At 44.2% G+C, this 20572-nt stretch carries 19 protein-coding genes; 10 read left to right on the top strand and 9 right to left on the bottom strand.

Features of this window, described 5'->3' with window-relative positions; translation table 11 throughout:
* Positions 1-57: 57 nt before the first annotated feature.
* The 5 genes from HMPREF1222_RS01895 to rsmG form a co-directional block, all read right to left on the bottom strand.
* Positions 58-699, bottom strand: a complete 642-nt coding sequence (locus HMPREF1222_RS01895) for a P-II family nitrogen regulator (RefSeq protein ID WP_016517975.1) — start codon at positions 697-699, stop codon at positions 58-60.
* 43 nt (positions 700-742) lie between these two features.
* Positions 743-2224, bottom strand: a complete 1482-nt coding sequence (locus HMPREF1222_RS01890; protein WP_016517974.1) for a DUF1538 domain-containing protein — start codon at positions 2222-2224, stop codon at positions 743-745.
* A 92-nt stretch (positions 2225-2316) separates the two neighbouring features.
* Complete coding sequence (locus HMPREF1222_RS01885; protein WP_342302479.1) at positions 2317-2769, bottom strand: GNAT family N-acetyltransferase; 453 nt, start codon at positions 2767-2769, stop codon at positions 2317-2319.
* Entirely contained in the window at positions 2663-3385 is a 723-nt protein-coding gene (locus HMPREF1222_RS01880; RefSeq protein ID WP_016517973.1) for an RluA family pseudouridine synthase, read from the bottom strand. Before HMPREF1222_RS01880 ends, HMPREF1222_RS01885 begins: the two co-directional genes overlap by 107 nt.
* A 66-nt stretch (positions 3386-3451) precedes the next feature.
* Positions 3452-4147, bottom strand: a complete 696-nt coding sequence (rsmG, locus tag HMPREF1222_RS01875; protein ID WP_016517972.1) for a 16S rRNA (guanine(527)-N(7))-methyltransferase RsmG — start codon at positions 4145-4147, stop codon at positions 3452-3454.
* A gap of 193 nt (positions 4148-4340) precedes the next feature.
* Here rsmG and HMPREF1222_RS01870 point away from each other — a divergent pair, with 193 nt between their 5' ends.
* From HMPREF1222_RS01870 to ispH, 4 genes are read left to right on the top strand one after another with little or no spacing between them, the layout of a single operon-like run.
* Positions 4341-6281 carry an alpha-amylase/4-alpha-glucanotransferase domain-containing protein gene (locus HMPREF1222_RS01870; RefSeq protein ID WP_016517971.1) on the top strand — a complete coding sequence of 647 codons (1941 nt, stop codon included), beginning with the start codon at positions 4341-4343 and terminating at the stop codon, positions 6279-6281.
* Positions 6282-6291: 10 nt separating this feature from the next.
* Complete coding sequence (locus HMPREF1222_RS01865) at positions 6292-7371, top strand: 3-dehydroquinate synthase (protein WP_038076777.1); 1080 nt, start codon at positions 6292-6294, stop codon at positions 7369-7371.
* The gene (locus HMPREF1222_RS01860) at positions 7368-8549 is read left to right on the top strand and encodes a cysteine desulfurase family protein (RefSeq protein ID WP_016517969.1); all 1182 of its coding nucleotides are present in this window, start codon (positions 7368-7370) and stop codon (positions 8547-8549) included. The genes HMPREF1222_RS01865 and HMPREF1222_RS01860 overlap by 4 nt, the downstream gene beginning before the upstream one ends.
* 1 nt (position 8550) lies before the next feature.
* Positions 8551-9552 carry a 4-hydroxy-3-methylbut-2-enyl diphosphate reductase gene (gene ispH / locus HMPREF1222_RS01855; protein WP_016517968.1) on the top strand — a complete coding sequence of 334 codons (1002 nt, stop codon included), beginning with the start codon at positions 8551-8553 and terminating at the stop codon, positions 9550-9552.
* Between the two features lie 108 nt (positions 9553-9660).
* Here ispH and HMPREF1222_RS01850 read toward each other — a convergent pair whose 3' ends face one another.
* On the bottom strand, positions 9661-11727 hold the full coding sequence (locus HMPREF1222_RS01850) for an adenylate/guanylate cyclase domain-containing protein (RefSeq protein WP_016517967.1): 2067 nt from the start codon (positions 11725-11727) through the stop codon (positions 9661-9663).
* Complete coding sequence (locus HMPREF1222_RS01845) at positions 11724-13547, bottom strand: adenylate/guanylate cyclase domain-containing protein (RefSeq protein WP_244870098.1); 1824 nt, start codon at positions 13545-13547, stop codon at positions 11724-11726. The genes HMPREF1222_RS01850 and HMPREF1222_RS01845 overlap by 4 nt, the downstream gene beginning before the upstream one ends.
* A 228-nt stretch (positions 13548-13775) precedes the next feature.
* Between HMPREF1222_RS01845 and HMPREF1222_RS01840 the strand changes: the two genes are divergently transcribed.
* The 6 genes from HMPREF1222_RS01840 (at position 13776) to dnaB (ending at position 18330) form a co-directional block, all read left to right on the top strand.
* On the top strand, positions 13776-14822 hold the full coding sequence (locus HMPREF1222_RS01840) for a hypothetical protein (protein WP_016517965.1): 1047 nt from the start codon (positions 13776-13778) through the stop codon (positions 14820-14822).
* Between the two features lie 195 nt (positions 14823-15017).
* The gene (rpsF, locus tag HMPREF1222_RS01835) at positions 15018-15299 is read left to right on the top strand and encodes a 30S ribosomal protein S6 (protein ID WP_006189539.1); all 282 of its coding nucleotides are present in this window, start codon (positions 15018-15020) and stop codon (positions 15297-15299) included.
* Between the two features lie 15 nt (positions 15300-15314).
* Positions 15315-15794, top strand: a complete 480-nt coding sequence (gene ssb / locus HMPREF1222_RS01830) for a single-stranded DNA-binding protein (protein ID WP_006189538.1) — start codon at positions 15315-15317, stop codon at positions 15792-15794.
* Between the two features lie 11 nt (positions 15795-15805).
* Positions 15806-16117: a 30S ribosomal protein S18 gene (gene rpsR, locus HMPREF1222_RS01825; RefSeq protein ID WP_016517964.1), complete on the top strand. Its 312-nt coding sequence runs from the start codon at positions 15806-15808 to the stop codon at positions 16115-16117.
* 169 nt (positions 16118-16286) lie between these two features.
* A complete protein-coding gene (gene rplI / locus HMPREF1222_RS01820) occupies positions 16287-16892 on the top strand; it encodes a 50S ribosomal protein L9 (protein ID WP_016517963.1) in 606 nt (201 codons plus the stop codon).
* A gap of 112 nt (positions 16893-17004) precedes the next feature.
* On the top strand, positions 17005-18330 hold the full coding sequence (gene dnaB / locus HMPREF1222_RS01815) for a replicative DNA helicase (protein WP_006189535.1): 1326 nt from the start codon (positions 17005-17007) through the stop codon (positions 18328-18330).
* 82 nt (positions 18331-18412) lie between these two features.
* On the opposite strand, the gene HMPREF1222_RS01810 is transcribed toward dnaB, so the two are convergent.
* Positions 18413-19099, bottom strand: coding sequence for a dicarboxylate/amino acid:cation symporter (locus HMPREF1222_RS01810; RefSeq protein ID WP_016517962.1), 687 nt, complete (start codon positions 19097-19099; stop codon positions 18413-18415).
* Between the two features lie 184 nt (positions 19100-19283).
* Entirely contained in the window at positions 19284-20564 is a 1281-nt protein-coding gene (locus tag HMPREF1222_RS01805) for a CapA family protein (RefSeq protein ID WP_016517961.1), read from the bottom strand.
* Between the last annotated feature and the right edge of the window lie 8 nt (positions 20565-20572).

The following is a 20572-nucleotide window of genomic DNA, read 5'->3' as shown; positions in this document are numbered from 1 at the left end:
ATAATATCATAATTTTATCATAATATCTAGACATTGATAAATATGAAATAACTGTTTTTATTTTATTCCGTAGGCTTCGGTGATGGGGAGCACGAATAAGATGCCGTGGCCGTCCTTTTCAATATCGCTGTGGCTGCGGATGGCGGCAACGACGGTTTCAACCTGTTCAGGGTCGACAATCGTTAAGACAATTTCTTTTTCGGGTTCAATTTCAATGTCGAAAATCAGTTTTGTTTGATTTGCTCCCGAACCGCGGGCGTGGAGAATGGTGCCGCCGCGTGCACCCGCTTCTATAGTAGCGTCAACAACATCATTAGCTCTTCCTCTATCTACAATCGTAAAAATCGCCGACTTCATAGCTTGTATCTCCTTTTGCGTTTCCGGCAGCATTGCTCCGTTTGTATGTTTGTTCGAATAGGTAATCGGAATGATAAACGCAATGCCGAAATTTTTTCTGGTTACCTTATGCCGCCGGTTCAGTTCTTCCATAATCGCGGTCAGTTTGCGATGTTCTCCCATAGTCAAAATCAATTCTTTTTGGATTTGATTGATGCCGAGAAAATCGAGCAGCTTACTCTTTACCGTGCCTTGGGCAAGCAGTGTGGTGGCACCGATAAGGCCGAGTTCCCTGCCTTCGTGAATAATTTTCCGCGCCTGTCCATGCGGCACTAAGATGGTTAATAATGAAAAAGCGGTCATGTTCTCTTTCCTTCTTTAAGCCCCTCTAAAATCTGATCAATGTTTAGAGATTCCTCTTTCTCTGTTTTAAATAAAAAATAAGCCCCAGCACTTGTAGCGAGATGACAGGCGCCAACGCAACCGCTGCGATAATACCGAATCCGTCGATAAGGACGTTTGCACCCGGTGTTGCCGCCGCCAATCCTTGGGCAAAGGAGAGTACAAAGGTCGCCGTCATCGGACCGGATGCAACCCCTCCCGCATCGAATGCCATACCGACAAAAAGCTCCGGTACAATCCACGAAAGCACAAGGGCGATCATATAGCCCGGCAATAGGATATGCCATAACTGAAATGCGGGAATGACAATCCGCAGCATCGAAAGAAATGTTGCAATACTCACACCGAGCGCAAGGAAAATAAGCACCAATTTTCTCGGAATATAGCCCGCGCTTACGGTTTCAATCTGTTTGGTTAAAACATACACCGCCGGTTCCGCAAGGATTACCACACACCCGATAAAGGCGCCGATAATCAAAATGAGCGGCTGATTGGCGATCTCTCCAATTTTATGCCCGATAAGAAAGCCGAGGTCTAAAAATCCCGTTTTTACTCCCGCTAAAAAGAGCATGAGGCCGACAAAAGTAATCACAACGCCTTTAATAATTCCGCTCAAGGTATTTTTTTTCAGCCTTAAAGAAAATACATCGGTGAGTAAAAAGATAACCGCAATCGGTAAGAGCGACAAGGCGGATTCCGAAGCCGCATGGCTAAGCGCGTCGAATATGACGGTAAAAATCGATGTACCGGCTGCAGGTTCCGAAATACTGAAATCTTCGTCAAAGGCCGGTAGATGCCGTATCAAGGTGATTGCGAGTACGCTCAAGATTGCCCCTGCCGACACCATTCCGACAAGTCCGAAAGAATCGGTTTCCGATGCGATGGAATTTTTCTTCATGCGGGAAACACCCGCGGCGATGGCAAGTACAAAGGGTACCGTAATAGCGCCGGTTGTCGCGCCCGAAGAATCGAAGGCAATCGATATGCCTTCCCGTACCGAAAAAATCGAACAGAGTAGTATCAAGCCGTAAGAAACGGTAAAAACCTTGTGCTGTGGAATATGATAGACAATCGTTAATAACCCGACGGCAAGAAAGACCGCGACTCCGACTGAAACGATGACAATCAGCGTCGTTTGCGGAATTGCGCCCTTGGTCACTTGCATAACTTGAGCGCCGAGGATTTGCAGATCGGGTTCGGCAATCGAAATAAAAAAGCCGAGTATCAGCGCTCCGATAATCACTATCGAGATTTTATTTTTTGCGGTGATGAACTGTCCCATCACATCGCCGATCGGCGTAATACCGATGTCTATGCCGAATAAAAATATCGTAAGTCCGAGACAGATAAAAACAACGCCGATTACGAACTGGATAAAAAAAGTATAATCAACCCGCACAAAGAGGAAGTTCAAAATACAAATTAACACGGCGATGGGTAAAACTGAAAAAATAACTTCTTTAAATTTTTCAGCTAAAACATTCATAAGGGCTCAAACGCCTCCTCTTTGCGAGGGATAAGGATAACCGATTGAAGATCTTCTAAAAACTCGTCCGGCTTTTAGAGGATGTCGGTTGATTAGTGTGCAAGTAAATCGGCGTATTCCGAATGTTTATCGAACCAATCGGCTGCATACGAGCATTGAGGTCGGATTTTCTTTCCGTTCTTTTGGGCGTAGTCTACGACTTCTTTAACGAGTTTTCCGGCGACCCCTTGCCCCCTCAGCGAATTGTCGACAAAGGTATGATCGAGGCAGACCGTCGAGCTGTTTTCCGGCGGAAAGGTAACTTCGGCAATAACTTTTCCGGCATCATTTTCCGCATAAATTCTATTTTCTTGATGTATAAACTCCATACACTCCTCCTCATAGCGGCGGAGCGTAGTATGCCATAAAATGGGGAGAAATTTCAATATGCAATGCGACTCAGCGCCGGTTGAAACGGATATATGCGAGCCATGCTTCCGGTTCGGGGACTTCAAAGCGCATGACTTTCCGTGTAACCGGATGGGTAAATGCCAGTGAACGCGCATGGAGGGCAAGGCGTCCGAACGGGTCGGTACGCGCATGCCCGATTGGGTCTCCCGCTATCGGGTAGCCGTTTGCGGCGAGGTGTGCACGTATTTGATTTTTTTTACCGGTATCCAGCGAAAGTTCAAAAAGCGTATAAGCTGCCCCCCGTTCGATTATCTTATACCGTGTCCGCGCGGCGACCGTATCGAAGTGCGCGTGTTTTTCGGCAGTTGGCACAAAGGCTCTGTTGTAGGCATTGTACGCAAGCGGTGCGTCGATAATGCCTGAATCGGCAAGCCCGCCTTCTGCCGGGTTTTCGGCAACCGCACGGTATATACGCTCGGTAACAAGTGTGTGCCATGAGCGCATGAATTCATCCTTTGTGCGTTCGTTTAAGGCAAACAGCATAACGCCTGAAGTGTCGCGGTCAAGCCGGTGTACGGCAAAAGGTCTGTGGTGTTTCGAGTATGCTCCTTTGCTCCGCATAATGCGTTCAAGTATATCGGCGGCAGTTCGGGCGCTACTGCCCGGATACGGAACGGAAAGCAAACCGGACGGTTTATTGATTACAATAAGGGATGTGTCTTCATATAAAATATCGAGTTTTTCTTCTCGGTGTGTACGGGGCTTTTTCATTGCTGCATTATACTGTTTTTTATCGTAGACTACTACAACCGCACCCTTTTATCGAATGTAATAATGTTAACAATACGGACATGATGACAATTGAATTATAACAAGGTTCCGTTCCGCATCATAAAAAGGGGTATTTACCGGTATCACTTGATAAGGCGGTTTATACTCTCCGAGCGCCTGCATCTCTTCCTCAATCGCGGTGCGTTTTCCCTTATACGCCGCTAAAATACCGGCGCTGCGGATCCTTTTTTGCAAGACAGCAAGCATAGTCCGATCAAGCGGCCGAAATGCACGGAATACGGCAATATCGAAATAATTGGCAGAAGCTTTTTCCACTTCGGATTCTAAAATGGCTGTATTGGTTAGTTCCAGCATTGCTTGAATGTTTTCCAAAACAGCGCATCGTTTGTGCATCCGCTCTATCAATGTAAATTCAATACTCGGATCTTTGAGTAAAAACAAACATGCAAGCGGGATTCCCGGCAGCCCCGCTCCGGAGCCGATATCCGCAATGGTGCAGCGGCCTTCGGCTTGATGAGTATCGATCCACTCCGCTAAAAATTCCCATGGCGCAAGGCTGTCGAGGATATGTTTGATAATCAGCTCTTGAGTGTTTTGCACTTTTATCAAATTAAATACGGCATTAAACGTCTCAAGTTCGCGGATATAGCGCGATAGCATATCCTGCAGTTTTCCATGGTTATCTTCAATGTGCAATGCGGCTAAGCCAGCCTGTAAAAGCTCCGTATTTTTCGTGTCCATTTGAATAGTGCACTCCTGAAATCAGTACGGTATAAAGGGGATCTTCAATATATTTTCTAATACTATACTTAAACATTGAAAATTGGCAAGCACGGGGATTGACAGCACGGAGGTCGGATAAGATGAAAAGGTTTGTACTTCCATAATCGGCAAAAATAGTATACAATGAATATTGTTTTACTAAGGATGATTTGTGAATACCCCCAAAAAAAATATGCATTTATGCTTTTGCGTACAGCTTTCTATCTCTTATTTGCAGCAGATTGATAAAAATGACAATGCATCGCTGTATAAAGCCTTTTTTTCCGGTATTCAGGCGGAAGAAAAACTGCCTTTAACTATTTTCGCAGCAGGCAGCTTTTTAGAGTGGCAGAAAGGAAAGCGTCAGGCATATTCAATATTGTTAAATAACATGCTTTCCCGTAAGCAGATCGAGCTCCTCAGCGGAGGGTATTACCAGCCTTATTTATCGCTTTTACCTGCTTCCGACGTTATCGGGCAAATTGAAATGATGACTTCTGCCATCCGCACCCATTTCGGAAAGCGTCCCCGGGGGCTTTTTTTAACCGCTTCTGCATGGACGCCGTCATTAATTACCCCGTTTATCCGGTGCGGTATGGAGTATTGTCTCCTCGATTATCGTTTATTCCCTACAGACATGAGCGAACAACACGGTTTACACACCGGTTTTTCTCCTGCCGTTGTTGAAGATAAAGGCAAAACAATCACCGTATTTCCCTATATTCCCGATGATCCCGATTTTATAACCCGTACACCGCAGGAATTTTACGAAAAATTAGCGGCAACAGCTCCTTCTACGGGAGAAATCATGTATCTTCTTTTCCTACCGGTTAAAACATATATAAAATGTCTTGAAAAAAACAAAGACGGGACAAATTGGTTTTCCTCGTTTATCGATATATGCAGTCAGCCGGATTCGGTCATACGGCTCACCCATACGGCTGAACTGATGAAGCATCGGCAGCCGCATCCGCCCATGTATATTGCTCCGAATACAATTCTTTGCGATGCCCCAACGGGTCATGCGACAAAACGGGCAGTTACGATGCAGCGGGTTGCCTTCAAAATCTATTCCAAAATGATGTATGTCAATATGCTGGCAAACGGTGTGAAAGGAGATAAGGCGCGCAAAAAATATGCCTTACAGGAGCTGTGGAAGGCTCAAAATGCCGAACTTTTTGCACTTGAACCGTGTATTCCCGAATATCATAACGAATTGCGCCGTATTGCCTATAAAAACCTGCTCGTTGCCGAAAAACAAACGCGGCTTCCGGGAATATTTACCGAAGGTCTTACCCGATATGACATCGATATGGATGGCCTTAAAGAAGTTTTATCCCAACGTTCATCATTAAATATGTATGTGCACCATCACGGCGGAAAGATTTTTGAATGCGATGTGTTTTCTGCTTATAAAAATTATTCCGATATGCCGTTCGAGCATTCAGGCATGTTTATCGACTACCTCTTGCCGGAAGCAGCATTGCAGCATCTCAAAGAAGGTAACCTCGAAGCTCTGACATCCGTATTTTCCGATAATATATATCAAGAAACTGAGGTGAATACTATCCGCTCGGAGCTGAAGCTATCAACCTCCGGTTTATTTGATACCAGTATTGATCAGCCGGTTTCACTGCGGAAACAATATACATTTTTTTCCGATGGGGCACAGGTTCAATATATATTAAAAAACGATAGTCCTTTTAACCTTTCAGCATACTTTGTTGTCGAAATCGACATCGCTTTGGAAGAAACCGATTCCATTACGCCCTCTTTATCGCTGTATGATTGCGAAGAAAATCAAAAAAAAGAACGCAGTATTACAACCGATGTCTTCAATAAAGTTTCATGGATACAGCTTGAAGACCCCGAAGGAAAGATACAGTTTACAATAGAAGCCAATGAGGTACCGGGGTTTATTGTTATTCCCGTTTACGGTATTTGTAAAAAAGGATCGGAAACCGTTGAACAGCTGATACGCGGTGTCCGGATGTTTTTTTATTGGCGAACCGATTTAAACTCAAATTATGAAACGGAAAAACTGCTTTTTTTTAAAATAAAGAACAGAAAAAACTTGCGGAATGCAGCTTCAACAGCCGCGCATACCGAGTAAAACAGATGAGATGATACAGTTACCGCAATCGTTTTCATTTTCTACGCCTCATGGAAGTACTTATGTATGGTACTCGAATACCGTTCGGCTCCCGCAATTTCCGGAGGAAAAGGGCAGGGTAGACGCATTGTATGTATGCGACGAGCATACACTTCCGCTCTTACGGCAGGCTGAAAATTTTTCCGATAAAGTGCCGTTGGTAGTATTGCCGGCAGGAGATGAATCAAAAAATTTGAACAATCTGGCTCTCATTGCCGAAAAAGCCGCCGAATACGAACTTGACCGGCAAGCCTGTTTTATCGCATTCGGCGGCGGCATGGTTTGCGACATAACGGCTCTTGCTGCCTCGCTCTATATGCGCGGCGTACACTGTATTCTGGTGCCGACAACCGTGCTCGCAATGGCAGATGCAAGTATCGGAGGCAAAACGGCAGTTAACCTTTCCGGTTATAAAAACCTTATCGGTACCTTCTTTGCCGCCTCATCGATTATACTCTGTTTTCCGGTACTCTGCTCCTTGCCCGAAAACGAATACCGCTCTGGTCTTGCCGAAATATTGAAAACAGGCGCGCTCTATGATTCCGAACTCTACCGGATGTTTTCAACGCATTATGATGAAATCATCGCTCGAGATAGCGCTTGTATTTCGCAATTGATACGCCGTGCTGCGGAGGCCAAGGCGCGGGTGGTCGAGCGGGACTTTACCGAGCAGGGGGAGCGCGCTTTCTTGAATTTCGGCCATACCTTTGCTCATGCCCTTGAAAGTTTAACCCGCTTTTCCGTATCACACGGCGATGCCGTCGCATGGGGTATGTCCCGCGCCTTGGCTGTAGGGCTCCGATTACAGCTTACCGATAACGATTATGCAAATTCCTTTACAACCATTCTTAACCGTTACGGATGGTGTACTAACCCTGTCTACTTTAGTAGACATGTTAAGACTTGTTCTTTTGCTGATGAAATTATTGCACGCATGAAGAAGGATAAAAAGAATCGGGGAGGGGTGATTCGGCTTATCCTTCAAGAAAATATACTCAAAACGCAGATACGCGAAGTCGAAATTTCTACAATACGGGAGGTACTGATATGATCTACTTGGATTGGGCTGCATCGGCAATTCCTTACGCCGATGAGATCGAAGCTGCATACCGGGAGGCAACAGCAGTATTTGCAAATCCTTCGGCACAGCACCGTTTCGGAAAAGATGCGCGGGCTATGCTTGAGAATGCCCGCAGCCGTTGCGCCGCAGTGCTCGGTGTTTCTCCCGAAACGCTCTATTTTACCTCCGGCGCTTCGGAATCCAACAGCCTTGTACTTCTTTCATTGTTAACCCGCCCGTCGGCAGGCAGCCTTGTTATCAGTACTATCGAACACCCGTCGGTACGGGAACAAGCCGCCGTATTGGAGCACTGCGGCTGGGCGGTTTTAACCGCCCCTTCCGATAAGAACGGCTGCATTACTCCCGATGCAGTGCTGCATACGCTGCGGGCGGATACCATGCTGGTTGCAATTATGGGGGTGAACAATGAGGTCGGCTCCGTTCAGCCGGTGCGGGAGATTGCACGGGCGTTAAAGGCTCACACTGCCGGAAAAAGACCCGTTCATTTTCACGCCGATATGGTGCAATCGATTGGAAAATTACCGATAGCGGAGCTCGGACTTGCAGATGTAGACTCCGCTTCGATGAGCGCGCATAAAATCGGCGGACCGCGCGGTATCGGGCTTTTATATTTAAAACAGCCCTTTAGCTCAGGAATCCGCGGCGGTTCACAAGAGCATAATATTCGGCCCGGAACGGAAAATCTTGCAGGGGCGTGTGCGCTTGCCCGCTGTCTCGAAAAAACATACACGGATTTTGAGCAAAAATTCGAGCGAGCAGGGGAGTTATCGCGCTTTCTCATCGAAGCCTTGCATCGGCTCCCTGAATGTTCGGTTATCCCTACCGCAAGAATATCGGCAGACATGGCTGAAGCACCGGCTTTAGCTGAAGCATCTCCCCGTGCATTTTCTCCGTGGATTATACAAGTAAGCTTTAAAAATGTTCCGGCAGAAATTATGACCCGATGCCTATCGGATCGCGGCATCTTTGTTTCAGCCGGATCGGCTTGCTCTTCAAAGAAAAAAAATCGGCCGATACTTGCGGCACTTTCCGTTAGCCCTGAAATTGCACAAAATGCAATACGCATTTCCATCGGGCATAGCACGGAAAAGAGTGATTTGGAACAGCTTATTGCCGCTGTAACGGAAATCGTCAAAGATTTTAATTAACATGAAATCAGCCGATATACCGAAGTCGAATACCGCACCTTTTAGTGCGACTGTTTCCGATATGGAAGAAAACAGGGATATAGCTCCTCAAGGTAGCCATTTACAAAAGAGCCGTTCTGAAGGGCAGCAACGGCAGCATATCGTAAAGCGTGCACAGGTACTCGGTTACTGCATGGGAGTACGGCGGGCGGTGGATGCCGTATATCGTGCGCTTGCCGATTATCCCGATAAAACCGTTTATACTTACGGCCCGCTCATCCATAATCCGGTAACGATGCGGCTTTTAGAAGCAAAAGGGGTGCATATCGTAAACCCCGATGAAGAGCTAAAACCGCAGATAATACCCCAATCGCCGATCATTATTCGGGCGCACGGTATTTCCCCTCAAAAACGGCAAGAGCTTATAGACTGCGGCGCTATCATCATCGATGCTACTTGCCCAAAGGTTATTGCAAGCCAATTCAAAGCAGCGCAATATTCACAAAAAGGGTATACGGTTATTCTTGCCGGCGATAAAAATCACGGAGAATTGATTGGAATTAGAGGATATGTGTTGTCAGTTCCAAACGGTAAATGCATTACCGTTCAAACGGCAGCCGAGGCGGAAACTCTGCAGGACGACGGCGCTCCTACCGTTCTTATTGCTCAGACAACGATTAAACGGGATGAATACCGCGCAATAGCCGATATACTTCATAAGAAGATCGCTCATCTTACCGTTCTGGAAACTATTTGCTCCGCAACCGACGAACGGCAGGAAGCGCTACTTGAGCTTGTTAAGGAAGTGGATGCAATACTCGTTATCGGCGGCAGTAATTCCGCTAATACGCGCCGTCTCTTACAAACTGCCGTCGATAGCGGTAAACCGGCATGGCTTGCCGAAACCGCCGCAGATATTCCATCGGAGATTTGCTGCTATCATACTATCGGACTTGCCGCCGGTGCTTCAACCCCAGACAGTAGTATTGACACAATCGAAGCGATACTAGACAAGCTGCCATAATATGTGCTATAATATATAGTTAAAGACTATTAATAATGACAGTTCTGTCTACTAGAATATATTTATTTCAAACCAAGATAGATACCCAGAGCGTACATGATGAATTGATCAAAGGTTGTATATTGCCTCTTGTATAACTTTTTGATAATGCAAGGCCAACGGATCATCCGGAAATATTTCCAATGATTTTGCAATATAGGTCTTTGCATTGGCATAGCTTTTTTCTTGGATTTTTTTCAACGCTTTTTCAATATATGATGCTGTCTTTTGTTTTTTTTCTCGCGTATCCGGTATGTCACAATCGTATACTTCATAGAGAACCGGGAGCTCTCGTCCGTCAATAACCGCCGCCTCTTGCACACAGCGGATATGAAAAACTCCCGGATCTTGGAGCAATTTGAGGATTGACTCGGAAATAATGATTGTGTTGGAATATATCTTTGTTGCAGCCTGCAGCTCCTCTGCGGTGTAACAGGTATTTGAAATAACAACACTATCTAACCGGCTATCATTCCCGATAACCCCTAAAAGAATCTTCCCCGTATCAATTCCGATGCCGGCTCTAATCGGAGACAGATTTCTTAATTGTATATTTTCTTCTTGTAATCTTTTCTGAATTTCAATTCCACAGGCTACTACTCTATCGGGACTTTGGGAAAATAACGCCGTAAAACCATCTCCTAAAAATTTCATAATTACCCCGCCGTATTTCCGAATAATAGGGGCTACTAATGCAAAATATTTATTAAGCAGTACAAAAACTTCGTCAGGGGTCAGCTGTTCGGATATGCTGGTAAAAGATCGAATATCAATTGAAAGAACTGTCATAGATAGTTCCGAAGAATCACCGGTATGTATTTCCGTAATACTGTTTTTTTGAAGAAAAAGTAATAATTGATTAGGGAAGAAACGGCGCAAGGCTGTTTGAATTTTCTTCTGTTCTTCTACAAGCCGTTCAATTTCATATATGGAGGTGGCATATCCGTCAATACTCATAATAACTGCAATAATAATCGCGACCATTGCGCCTTCTTGTAACAGCAGTTTACCTGAAATAACCCATTGGCTTACGAGTGTGTCATATAGTGCAAAACCGGCCAAAATGGATAATACGGCAGCAATCCATCCGGCGCCCCTCTGTTTTTTAAGCAATGCCTGAATAATAATTATCGCGTTATAGATAGTTGCAATAAATATAATGGCTTGCTGTATATATAAATAACGGGATATAAAAGACGTTGAAAAACAGGCGATAACAGCAGTTGATATAAGGCATATACTAATAATGCCCCAATAAATATATTTATGCCGAATGTTAAACATCTTCTTAATAAATACCGTAAAAAATAAGGATGCAAGCGGCATTGAAGAATAGCGTAAAACAAAATATAACTTCCATGGAATTGACGGCCAGATATGCGCAAGAATATGCGGATAGAATACGCTAATTCGGATACTAATCGTGATAGCAGTAAATGCAAACCATAATATATAGGGCATTTTTTTATAATTTAAATGCAATACGATGAAAAACATACTGAATAGAAGCAATACGGTACATGCAATATTATAAAATAAAAGATTGAATACAAACGACTGATTTAACATCTCTGCAGAACCGAGTGTAATCGATTGATCGGTTCCCCCATAACGGTTGTGAAAATTCGACATATTGATAATAACATCGGCCGTACCGTTTTTTAACGGTTTAAACGTAGCAATACTGATTGTTTTACCCGGTATTTCGGTTTGTGCTGATATGCCGGGCTGCCCCTGCCCCGCCCTATCAATGCCATTAATGACGATTGTGCAGCTGGAAAGAATATGGTTCAACTGTAGGGCATATACTTTGTCGGGATTAAGTCCGACAATACGCAACCCGTACGAGGCATAACCGTAATCGGTTTGCATCACTGTTTCGCTGAGCCTTCCGGGAAACGGTCCGTATAACGGCCGCGTAGCATCACTAAAATAGTAGAATTGGTTAGGAGTAAAATGCCATTGGCCATTTATACTGAATATATCGGTATCGGTATGCGCAGGCAATGTTAAAAGTCCATGCTGAACAGTTACCGAATGCTCCTTAAGGTGCTGTATCGGTTTTGCCTTACTAATAAATGTGATGATAACTAACATACAGAAAAAAGGCAAAGCCCCTAAGAGTATCTTTTTCATAGTAAATCAACCTCATAAACATTTATTAAATTTTTTTTGCCGTGAAATTGTATTTTTCCGTAATAAAAACAGGCATGGGTGCGCCAATAGCTTTCGGGAAGCTGTTCCCTAACGGTTTCGCTGATAATGACATTAACATTTTTTTGAGTTGCATAGTTGTGCATACGGGAAGAAATATTGACAACATCGGAGATAACGGTAGTATCCATCCGTTCCGTTTCTCCGATGGTACCCATCATCAGTTTCCCATAATGAATTCCCGATGAAATATGAATTGGCGGTAATGATTGCTCTTGTCTATGGAGATTGATTTTTTTAATAAGCTGCGTAATTTCAATAATACAATCAACGGTTTTTTCGGCACTGCCGTAGAACAGCACCATAAGCCCGTCTGTTAGGTATTTATCGATAAACCCGTCATGCTTTTTGATAACAGGATTGGCGGCTTGAATGACCGTATTATATAAAATCAATAACTCCTCACGTGCTTGACTCGACAAAAGCTTTGCATTAATACCGAGATGAATAAAAGCAATAAACATATTCTTATGAGTGTTATCACCAAGTGAAATATCCGTAACGTTTTTCTTATCCAAAAATTGCAAAAATTCATTCGGAAAGAATCGTTCAAAAGATATGTTCGTCTTTTCAATTACCTCGATCATCTGTTCCTGCGTTTTAAAAGCTGCTGAAAAATGCCGGATTACAATAAACGCCATCGGTATCATCAACATTAATATCGCAAAATGAGAGATGAACGGAGCGTTGATGATACCGTTCGAAATTAAAGCGTCAAATATTGCCGCACTTATAAAAAATAAGAATGAAATTAAGAACATCAATGCAAACGGTTTTCGTTTAATTAATGCATGGGCTACCACTGCGAATGCAATAACGGAGAGACATAATATATACAGCTGCACAATCAGCAATATCCCGACGAATACCGGCATCGGTGCAATAAGCGTCATTACACCGTATAAGAGGAGCGGAATAGTCAAAAAATAAAAGATTTTTGACGGTTTTTTAATAAATAGATTAAGGATAAAGAGAAATGTAAAGACGGCACAAAGCGGAAAAGTTAAATATCCTAGCCTATACATAATATCCGTCGATACACCCGGAAAAAAATCTCTCAATAAAAAATCATTGTAACAAAGAGTTCTGACGGCGAAGCCGTAACAAAGAAAACCGAAAATTCCGGCAGTAGTCTCTTTCCTGTAAAATAGGAATAAAGAAATAAAGAAAGTCGCCATACTCAATAAAATAGAAAATATTCCGGAGGAAATAAGTTTATCCAACGCTTTTTTTGCTTGCAATGTTGTATATAGGCCGAAAAGAAAGGGCGTTTCTACCCCCGGATTCCTATCGTGAAAATTCGATAAATGAATGACAATAGTTGCTTCGTTTTCGTGATCAAGCGGCAAGATAACCGTATCGGCATGCCAATCGAAAATCTCCTCTTCAAATTTTTTTCCGGGAACTCCCGATGCATAGAATAATTCTCCATTCAAAAATACGGTAAAAGCCGAGGATGTACGCGTAAAATGAATTGCATATACTTTTTCAGGCTCAAAACCGCGGATTTTTATCGCATACGAGGCATATCCTTGTACCGGCTGAGGAGGAGTATAGCTTGTCCATGCAGATTCAAGCGGCTGAAAATGCATATATGCATCAAGCGGCATAACCGCGGAAACAAATTCTTTTTCTGCATACCCCCAAGAGCCTTTTAGAGTATATACCGTATCATTATCGATATTCGAAATATCGTAAATACCGTGTGAAGCATACAACCGTTCTTCCTTTGTACAAGACATAGTATAAAGGCTCAGTGCAAGGAGTATAAGAATGAATGTTATACTTTTAATTTTCACAATTAATCCTTAATTGTCGTGTCCGGTACGGCAACTTTACTAAATTTCTCCAATATATACTATATAACCACGGTTATGTCTAGACGAGAACTACGGTTATGCCTACACGGCTGTGGTTATAATTCAAATTTACTAAACAAAATACCAATGATGTGATATACTCATAGAGCCGTGAAACATATCAAGTATTTTTGCATCATTTTATTCTTGTGTCTCTTTTTTTCGCTCCCCTGCCCCGCTCAGCCGTTGACCGGTCTCTGGGAAAATTCCGAACGCTTTATCGAATATACCGATACCGGAAAAACCGGCGGCACTGCGGAAGACACGATGCGGATCGTTTTAAAGACCTATTACCGCTTTGTGTACGACGATATGGGCACTTACCCCGTTGCTGCGGAACAAGAAAACACCGGAAATGTTTATTCGCTGCGTATCCGGTATCCCGGATATAAAACTCCGGTGCCTGCTGCTGTATGGGTACATGGCGACAGACTATTCACCTCATTTTACAAAAAAGTTCCGCATGCCCTTACAGCCGGTACGCAGACAGATGCTACTCAACCCGGAATTGATGAGATATCCGCCAATCCGCAGCCGGCGGCGGTGACTTTATCGGCAACCGTCTTGGAGGGATTCTGGGTTGAACAAGGATTCCGTAACGGAATATTGATATATCAGCAGGAAGCCCCCGTTTTTTTTGATGCCTTCTTCTTTCACGGAACGCAGTATATCAGATTCCGCTATTGGACGGGAGACTTTGAATATAAAGAAAAACGCGCCGGTTTTGTGTGCGATGACGGTTCGCACGTAAGCGTACCGAAATTTATCCGGCAATATGACGCAATATACAGCTGCATTACCGATAACGGGTCAAAACTGAAAAACTACGAAAAAGGAACCGTATCGATAGACAGTGTGGACGGTGTGCAGCGGCTGACGCTGACACCGCAAGGCGGCGGACCGGGAACCCATGCTGTGGGCGATGTCTATCCTCACCAAACATACCCGAAAATTCAGGCGCTTCCTTTATATTACGATGAAAGGGACGGGGCTTTTGCTTTCGGCGAACCGTTTTTAACCCGCTCTCCGATTTCAAATTTACAGGAAGAAATAACGCGGCATAACAGCCTTAAGCGGCCGCCGCAGGAACCGCTCCTTAAAGCGGATGAGCTCGATTTTTATTGGGACAGGATTAAGGAAATACGCAAGCAAGACTGAACTTAAATAACTGAACTTAAACGGCATTGACTAAGCAAAGCTTTTTATAGTATGCTGAAACGTCTGTTTACCCCTTTTATACATGGTTTTATTCATGTTTATTATATAAAAGGCAGTAAACGATATATCGGGATAAAAGCCGATAAATACTCCATCCCGCAGCAAATGCGGGACTAATGGCCATCAGGAGGGCACATGAGAAAGTATGAATTGATGACTGTCTTTCCCATTGAGGAAGCGCAGTTCAAGCCGGGCATTGAAGACGTCCGATCCGTTTTAGGAGACTTCAGCGTTCAAATTGATTCCGAAGATCCGTTCGGAGACCGCGAGTTAACGTATGAAATCAAAAAAAGGACGAAGGGTCGCTATGTGTTATTCAATATCCATGCCGAACCGGATAAGATTATTGAACTAGATCATAAATTTAAATTGAATCAAAATCTTTTAACCTTTTTATTTATCAAAGTTGATGAATAATTCAGGAGAATATTGATGGCAGATATAAACCATGTCGTACTTGTCGGCAGGCTTACCCGCGATGCGGAATTAAAATATACCCAAGGTGGCGCTGCCGTATGCAGATTTTCGATTGCAATCAACCGGCGGCGTAAAAATGGTGAAGAGTGGGTTGAAGAAGCAAACTACTTTGATATCGTGCTTTGGGGCAGACAGGGAGAAGCGCTCAATCAGTACCTTGTAAAAGGAAAACAGGTCGCTGTTGAGGGAGAACTTCGGCAAAATCGATGGGAGCAAGACGGACAATCCCGCAGTAAAGTAGAAATTATCGCGAATAATCTTCAGCTTTTAGGCGGCGGTTCCGGAAGCGGCCAGCAGATGAATAACGGCAATCAGGGAACGTATCAGCGATCAAACGCTCCTTCGGCATATCAAGCGCGGCAAAATACACCGCCGCCTAATGACGGATACGAATCCGACTTTGATAATGCCAATTATGACAATATTCCATTTTAAGGAGACCGAACATGGCAGATGAAGCATTGAATACTGTTGAAGTAGATGTAAATACACAAGAAAATCCTCGGGAAGGAGGAGAAGAACGGCAAGGAAATAATAAAAAAGGAAAAATGTTTTTCCGCAAAAAAGTTTGCCGTTTCTGCTCTCAGAAGGCAAAGATCGATTATAAAGATCCGGATTCTTTGCGCCGCTTTATTACCGAACGCGGAAAGATTTTGCCGCGCCGTATTACCGGCACCTGTGCAAAGCATCAGCGCAAGCTTGCTCTCGAAATTAAACGGGCACGTGCACTGGCTCTGCTTCCGTACGTTGTAGACTAACAACCATAATAGAAGCCTCTAAGGACTTGAAGTTTTTAGGGGGTCTTCCCAATTACCTGCTGCCCGCTTCCAACTCCTGGAATGCAGGGCGGCTTCCGTTTTTTAACATTATGGGAATGATGAAAAAACAACCGACTTTTAAACCATTCCCCTTTATAAGGAGCTTGAAATGAAAGTAATTTTAAATGAAGATGTCAAACACCTCGGTGAAGAGGGCGATATTAAAGATGTTGCCAAAGGCTATGCCCGTAACTATCTGTTTCCGAGGAATTTAGCAGTTCCCTGCAATTCTTTTACCCTTGCCCATTTTGAAAGCCGTAAGGAAGAAATAGAACAGCGGAAAGCCGTTAAACGGCAAAATGCGGCCGGTTTAAAAGAGCAGCTTGAAGCCTTGACCCTTACCATTGTAATGCCGGCAGGTCCTAACGGAAAATTGTACGGTGCGGTTACCAATCAGACGATTTCCGACGAGCTGCAGAAACTCGGATTTGAAATCGAACGCAAGCGCATCGAACTTCCCGGTCTTACCTTTAAGAGCGTAGGACACTATAATGCATCGCTCAAATTGTATGAAGCTGCCGTTGCAGTACTTCCAATCGTAGTAGAAGCACAACCGGAAGCTGAAAAAACCTCCGAGGCAAAACCCGAGAAACGCTCTCGCCGCCGTCAGGAAGGAGCGGATGCGGAGCCAAAGACGGAAGCAGCGGAAGACAGTCAGGCTGAAACAGCTCAAGAAGAAGCAAAAGCGGAAGAACCTGCCGAAACTCAGGAATAGTGTTCCGCCCTGTATTCTAACAGAGAGTACACCTATAAAGCTAATCATAAAGAGAAGTTCTATTGCAGGGCTTCTCTTTTATTTTTTAAGCACGTACATCAAGGAAAATAAAATGTCGGATATGATGAAACAACTATCTTCATTAAAGGATAAAATCCCTCCGAATAATACGGAAGCGGAAGTGGCGGTACTTGGGGCTGTTTTACTTGATTCAGAGGCTATCGGAACGGTTTTACAATATATCCGTGCAGAAAGTTTTTATACGCTCACACATCAAAAAATTTTTCAAGCGGTTGTCGATCTTTACAACAAAGGGCAGAATGTCGATATCCTTGTCATTAGTGAGCATCTGCGACAGGAAGGTCTCCTCGATTCTGTGGGAGGCACAGCATATATTGCATCGCTCACGGATGCCGTTCCAAGTACCGCGAATGTCGCTTATTATGCAAAAATTGTGCTTGATGCTGCGATCCGCAGATCACTCTTAAGAGTTTCGCATCAAATTTATGCCGATGTCTTTGACCAAACCGTCGCATACTCTTCCGTGCTGGAGCAGGCGCAAAAAAATATCTTTGATTTAACCGATGCGGGACAATCGGCAACTTTCCATACTCCGAAAGATCTTATCCTTGAAGCGATTGAGATTATCGAAGCCCGTGCAAAGCACCGTGATGAGTTTTCCGGAATTCCTTCCGGCTTTGAATTTTTAGACAGCCTTACCAGCGGTTTCCAAAACTCGGAGCTCATTATTATCGGAGCCCGTCCTTCGATCGGAAAGACAGCGCTTGCCCTCACCATTGCCGACTACATTTCAGTAACAAAAAAAATACCGGCGGCTTTCTTTTCACTTGAAATGTCCAACATGCAGCTGATACACCGGCTCTTCTCTCTGGAATCGCGGGTGTCTTCTTCAAAAATCCGTTCCGGAAATTTACAGAGTGCCGATTTTGCAAAACTGCAAGACGCCGCGGGCAGACTCTATGATGCACCTCTTTACATCGTTGATATGCCGAATATGAAACTGCTCGATTTACGGGCGATGGCGCGGCAGCTCTGCTTGCAAGAAGGGGTAAAAATTATCTTTATCGACTACCTCGGTTTAATCGCATCGGAAAATAATACCATCCCGCGCCATGAGCGTTTTGCTGAAATTTCCCAGTCGCTGAAAAGCCTCGCCCGTGAGCTCAATATTCCCGTCGTAGCGCTATCACAGGTAGGGCGTGATGCTGAAGGAACGGCGCCGACACTGGCTAACTTACGGGAATCGGGCGCTATCGAACAGGATGCCGACGTCGTTATGTTTCTACATCGAGAAAAACGCGAAAGCCCCGATACCGAATTGATTGTTGCAAAGCAGCGTAACGGGCCGGTTGCTACCGTCAATCTTGAATTTATCAGCGAATGTACCCGCTTTGTTTCTAAGACACGAAACGAATAAAAGGAAATGATTGAGCATATCATATCCTGCAAAAGCGTACCTGCCAACCGGTTTTGGACAGTTTCCTTGATCTGAGCTGCGATTATGCCCCCGTCTTGCTTGACGCTTGATATTTTTCTTCCTGTTTTGAAACGATAAGCGTACCTACAACATCACCCGTTACATTGATACACGTTCTTCCCATGTCAAGCAGCGCATCAATTCCGAGAATCATTGCGTATGCAGCAGCTACGGCAGAACCTTCAGTGAGTTTTAAACCGCAGGAATCGAGTACCATCAGCAGCATAATCGCACCCGATCCCGGAACGCCTGCAGTGCCGACCGCGGCCAATGTTGCCGTAAGTACAACGGTAACTTGCTGCGCGATAGTCAGCGGAGAACCGATTGCGTATCCGATAAACATCGCACAAACACCGAGATAGATGGCGGTACCGTTCATATTAATTGTCGCACCGAGCGGCAGCGTAAACGAAGAAATACTGCGCGGAACCGCTAAATTTTCTTCCGCTACCCGCATGGTAACCGGCAATGTTCCCGACGATGAACGGGTTACAAAAGCGGTAATCATAATCTCGTGAATCTTTTTAAAAAAATCGACCGGAGAAATTTTCGATGCGGCAAGAATAGCTCCATACACGGCCACCGTTTGCACCACAAAACCGAGATAGGCGCACAGTGTTACCATTAAAAGAGGCCCGATTGCCTGCGGCCCCTGCTGTGCAAATACGATTGAAATTAAAACAAATACGCCGATCGGAGCATATTGCATAATCCCGCCGACGATTTTATACATCGCTTTAAGAGACTGGCATCCAGATACCTTTTTAAAATATTCTTTTTTTGCATAGAGTCTCCCTTATATTCAACAGTATACTCCTTGTTCGGGCGGAATGCAATTCTTCATTGCAGGGGACATACTCATTGTATAGCAGATAATGTAAAACAATGGATTTTCAAAAAAGGAGATCGTGAAACGTTGGAAGATATTCCTTCATTAGCTCAAATCGTTTTGTAAAATATTTTTTTTCTTTTTCGCTGAGCGTGTCTATCCACTCCTGCGTAAAACGTTTAACGACCGGATATTCCGGTTCATTGTATTGCGTTATAAGAAGCGGTAAAACCGAAAAGTCCGCCCTGCCCGCTTTATTCCGCGTATATGTTAACTGCAGCATCACCGCATCGCCGGTATATTCCCGATAAAACGCGGGATCGTCATACCGGGTATGCCAGCGCTGTCCGGAAATAAAATTCCCCATAGAATACATGCAAAAGACCTTACATTGCTCAGAAATAACAACGGCGCTGCCACTCGCGGTATCCGGTAAAAGTAAAGGCCGCTCGACAGTAATCGTCTCCCATGTCTGCATCACATGGGGATGATGAGCCCATATAATGTCAATTCCCGCTTCGCCGAGCTGTTTAAACCATGCTTTTTTAGATTCGGAAACCGTCCGTACATACTCGGGTTCATTAAGATGAAGTCCCAGTATAAATAAATCGCAAGGATATTTGCTCCGTGCTTCTTTAATGAGCGAAAGAAGTGTTGCCCTGCCCTGTTTTGTCGGCGCGCTGTAATAAAGCCGATCCTTTGATGCATCATAAGAATTTAAAATCTCGGTAACGGAACAAAAAAGAATATTCCATCCTTTATAGAAAAGCGGCGTTACTTGTATATGCTCATTTACAGAGTCTTTTAAACCGGAAAAAGCGAGGAATGGAGGAAGAACATCATCGGCAGCAAGCCGTTCCTTTTGTACGGTTCGTACTGCAGCAAGCGTTCCGTCAATACCGGTTGTACCGTGATCATTGGTATGATTGTTTGCAAAGCCGAGCACATCAAAACCTGCTTGGACGGCAGCACGTAAATAAGGCGTATGTACATTAAAATTCGGATATGTTGAAAGAGGCAGTGTATCGCATACAGGTGTTTCGATATTTACAAAACTTAAATCATCATCATGTAATATTTTTTCGACATCAGTGTATATTAAATTATACATCTTCATATTAAAATTCACGGTATGAGCCATCAAATCGCCTGCAAAGGTGAGCACTAGCGGCGGAGTATGGGAAGGCGTATAGGAATTGGAAGCGCTTTCGGCCGAAATCAGGGTGTTAGCCGCCGGAGAACTCTCTTGCACTGTTGAAGCATCTGTCGGTAAAGAAGCGGCGCTAACACACCACGAAAAAAAGATAGGGAACATAAACATAAAAACTGCCGGACGGCTGCGCATAGATACAT

Origin of the sequence: Treponema vincentii F0403, from assembly GCF_000412995.1 — a bacterium.
GTDB lineage: Bacteria > Spirochaetota > Spirochaetia > Treponematales > Treponemataceae > Treponema > Treponema vincentii.
This window is presented reverse-complemented; position numbering and strand designations above follow the sequence as displayed.

What these genes read in the sequence shown, in the direction of transcription:
- HMPREF1222_RS01860 (WP_016517969.1), top strand. Translation starts at nt 7,368, where the DNA reads ATGATCTACTTGGATTGGGCTGCATCGGCAATTCCTTACGCCGATGAG.
- rpsF (WP_006189539.1), top strand. Translation starts at nt 15,018, where the DNA reads ATGAGAAAGTATGAATTGATGACTGTCTTTCCCATTGAGGAAGCGCAG.
- ssb (WP_006189538.1), top strand. Translation starts at nt 15,315, where the DNA reads ATGGCAGATATAAACCATGTCGTACTTGTCGGCAGGCTTACCCGCGAT.
- HMPREF1222_RS01865 (WP_038076777.1), top strand. Translation starts at nt 6,292, where the DNA reads ATGATACAGTTACCGCAATCGTTTTCATTTTCTACGCCTCATGGAAGT.
- HMPREF1222_RS01850 (WP_016517967.1), bottom strand. Translation starts at nt 11,727, where the DNA reads ATGAAAAAGATACTCTTAGGGGCTTTGCCTTTTTTCTGTATGTTAGTT.
- HMPREF1222_RS01890 (WP_016517974.1), bottom strand. Translation starts at nt 2,224, where the DNA reads ATGAATGTTTTAGCTGAAAAATTTAAAGAAGTTATTTTTTCAGTTTTA.
- dnaB (WP_006189535.1), top strand. Translation starts at nt 17,005, where the DNA reads ATGTCGGATATGATGAAACAACTATCTTCATTAAAGGATAAAATCCCT.
- rpsR (WP_016517964.1), top strand. Translation starts at nt 15,806, where the DNA reads ATGGCAGATGAAGCATTGAATACTGTTGAAGTAGATGTAAATACACAA.
- HMPREF1222_RS01810 (WP_016517962.1), bottom strand. Translation starts at nt 19,099, where the DNA reads ATGCAATATGCTCCGATCGGCGTATTTGTTTTAATTTCAATCGTATTT.
- HMPREF1222_RS01805 (WP_016517961.1), bottom strand. Translation starts at nt 20,564, where the DNA reads ATGCGCAGCCGTCCGGCAGTTTTTATGTTTATGTTCCCTATCTTTTTT.
- HMPREF1222_RS01895 (WP_016517975.1), bottom strand. Translation starts at nt 699, where the DNA reads ATGACCGCTTTTTCATTATTAACCATCTTAGTGCCGCATGGACAGGCG.
- rplI (WP_016517963.1), top strand. Translation starts at nt 16,287, where the DNA reads ATGAAAGTAATTTTAAATGAAGATGTCAAACACCTCGGTGAAGAGGGC.
- HMPREF1222_RS01885 (WP_342302479.1), bottom strand. Translation starts at nt 2,769, where the DNA reads ATGCGCGTTCACTGGCATTTACCCATCCGGTTACACGGAAAGTCATGC.
- ispH (WP_016517968.1), top strand. Translation starts at nt 8,551, where the DNA reads ATGAAATCAGCCGATATACCGAAGTCGAATACCGCACCTTTTAGTGCG.
- rsmG (WP_016517972.1), bottom strand. Translation starts at nt 4,147, where the DNA reads ATGGACACGAAAAATACGGAGCTTTTACAGGCTGGCTTAGCCGCATTG.
- HMPREF1222_RS01845 (WP_244870098.1), bottom strand. Translation starts at nt 13,547, where the DNA reads ATGTCTTGTACAAAGGAAGAACGGTTGTATGCTTCACACGGTATTTAC.
- HMPREF1222_RS01880 (WP_016517973.1), bottom strand. Translation starts at nt 3,385, where the DNA reads ATGAAAAAGCCCCGTACACACCGAGAAGAAAAACTCGATATTTTATAT.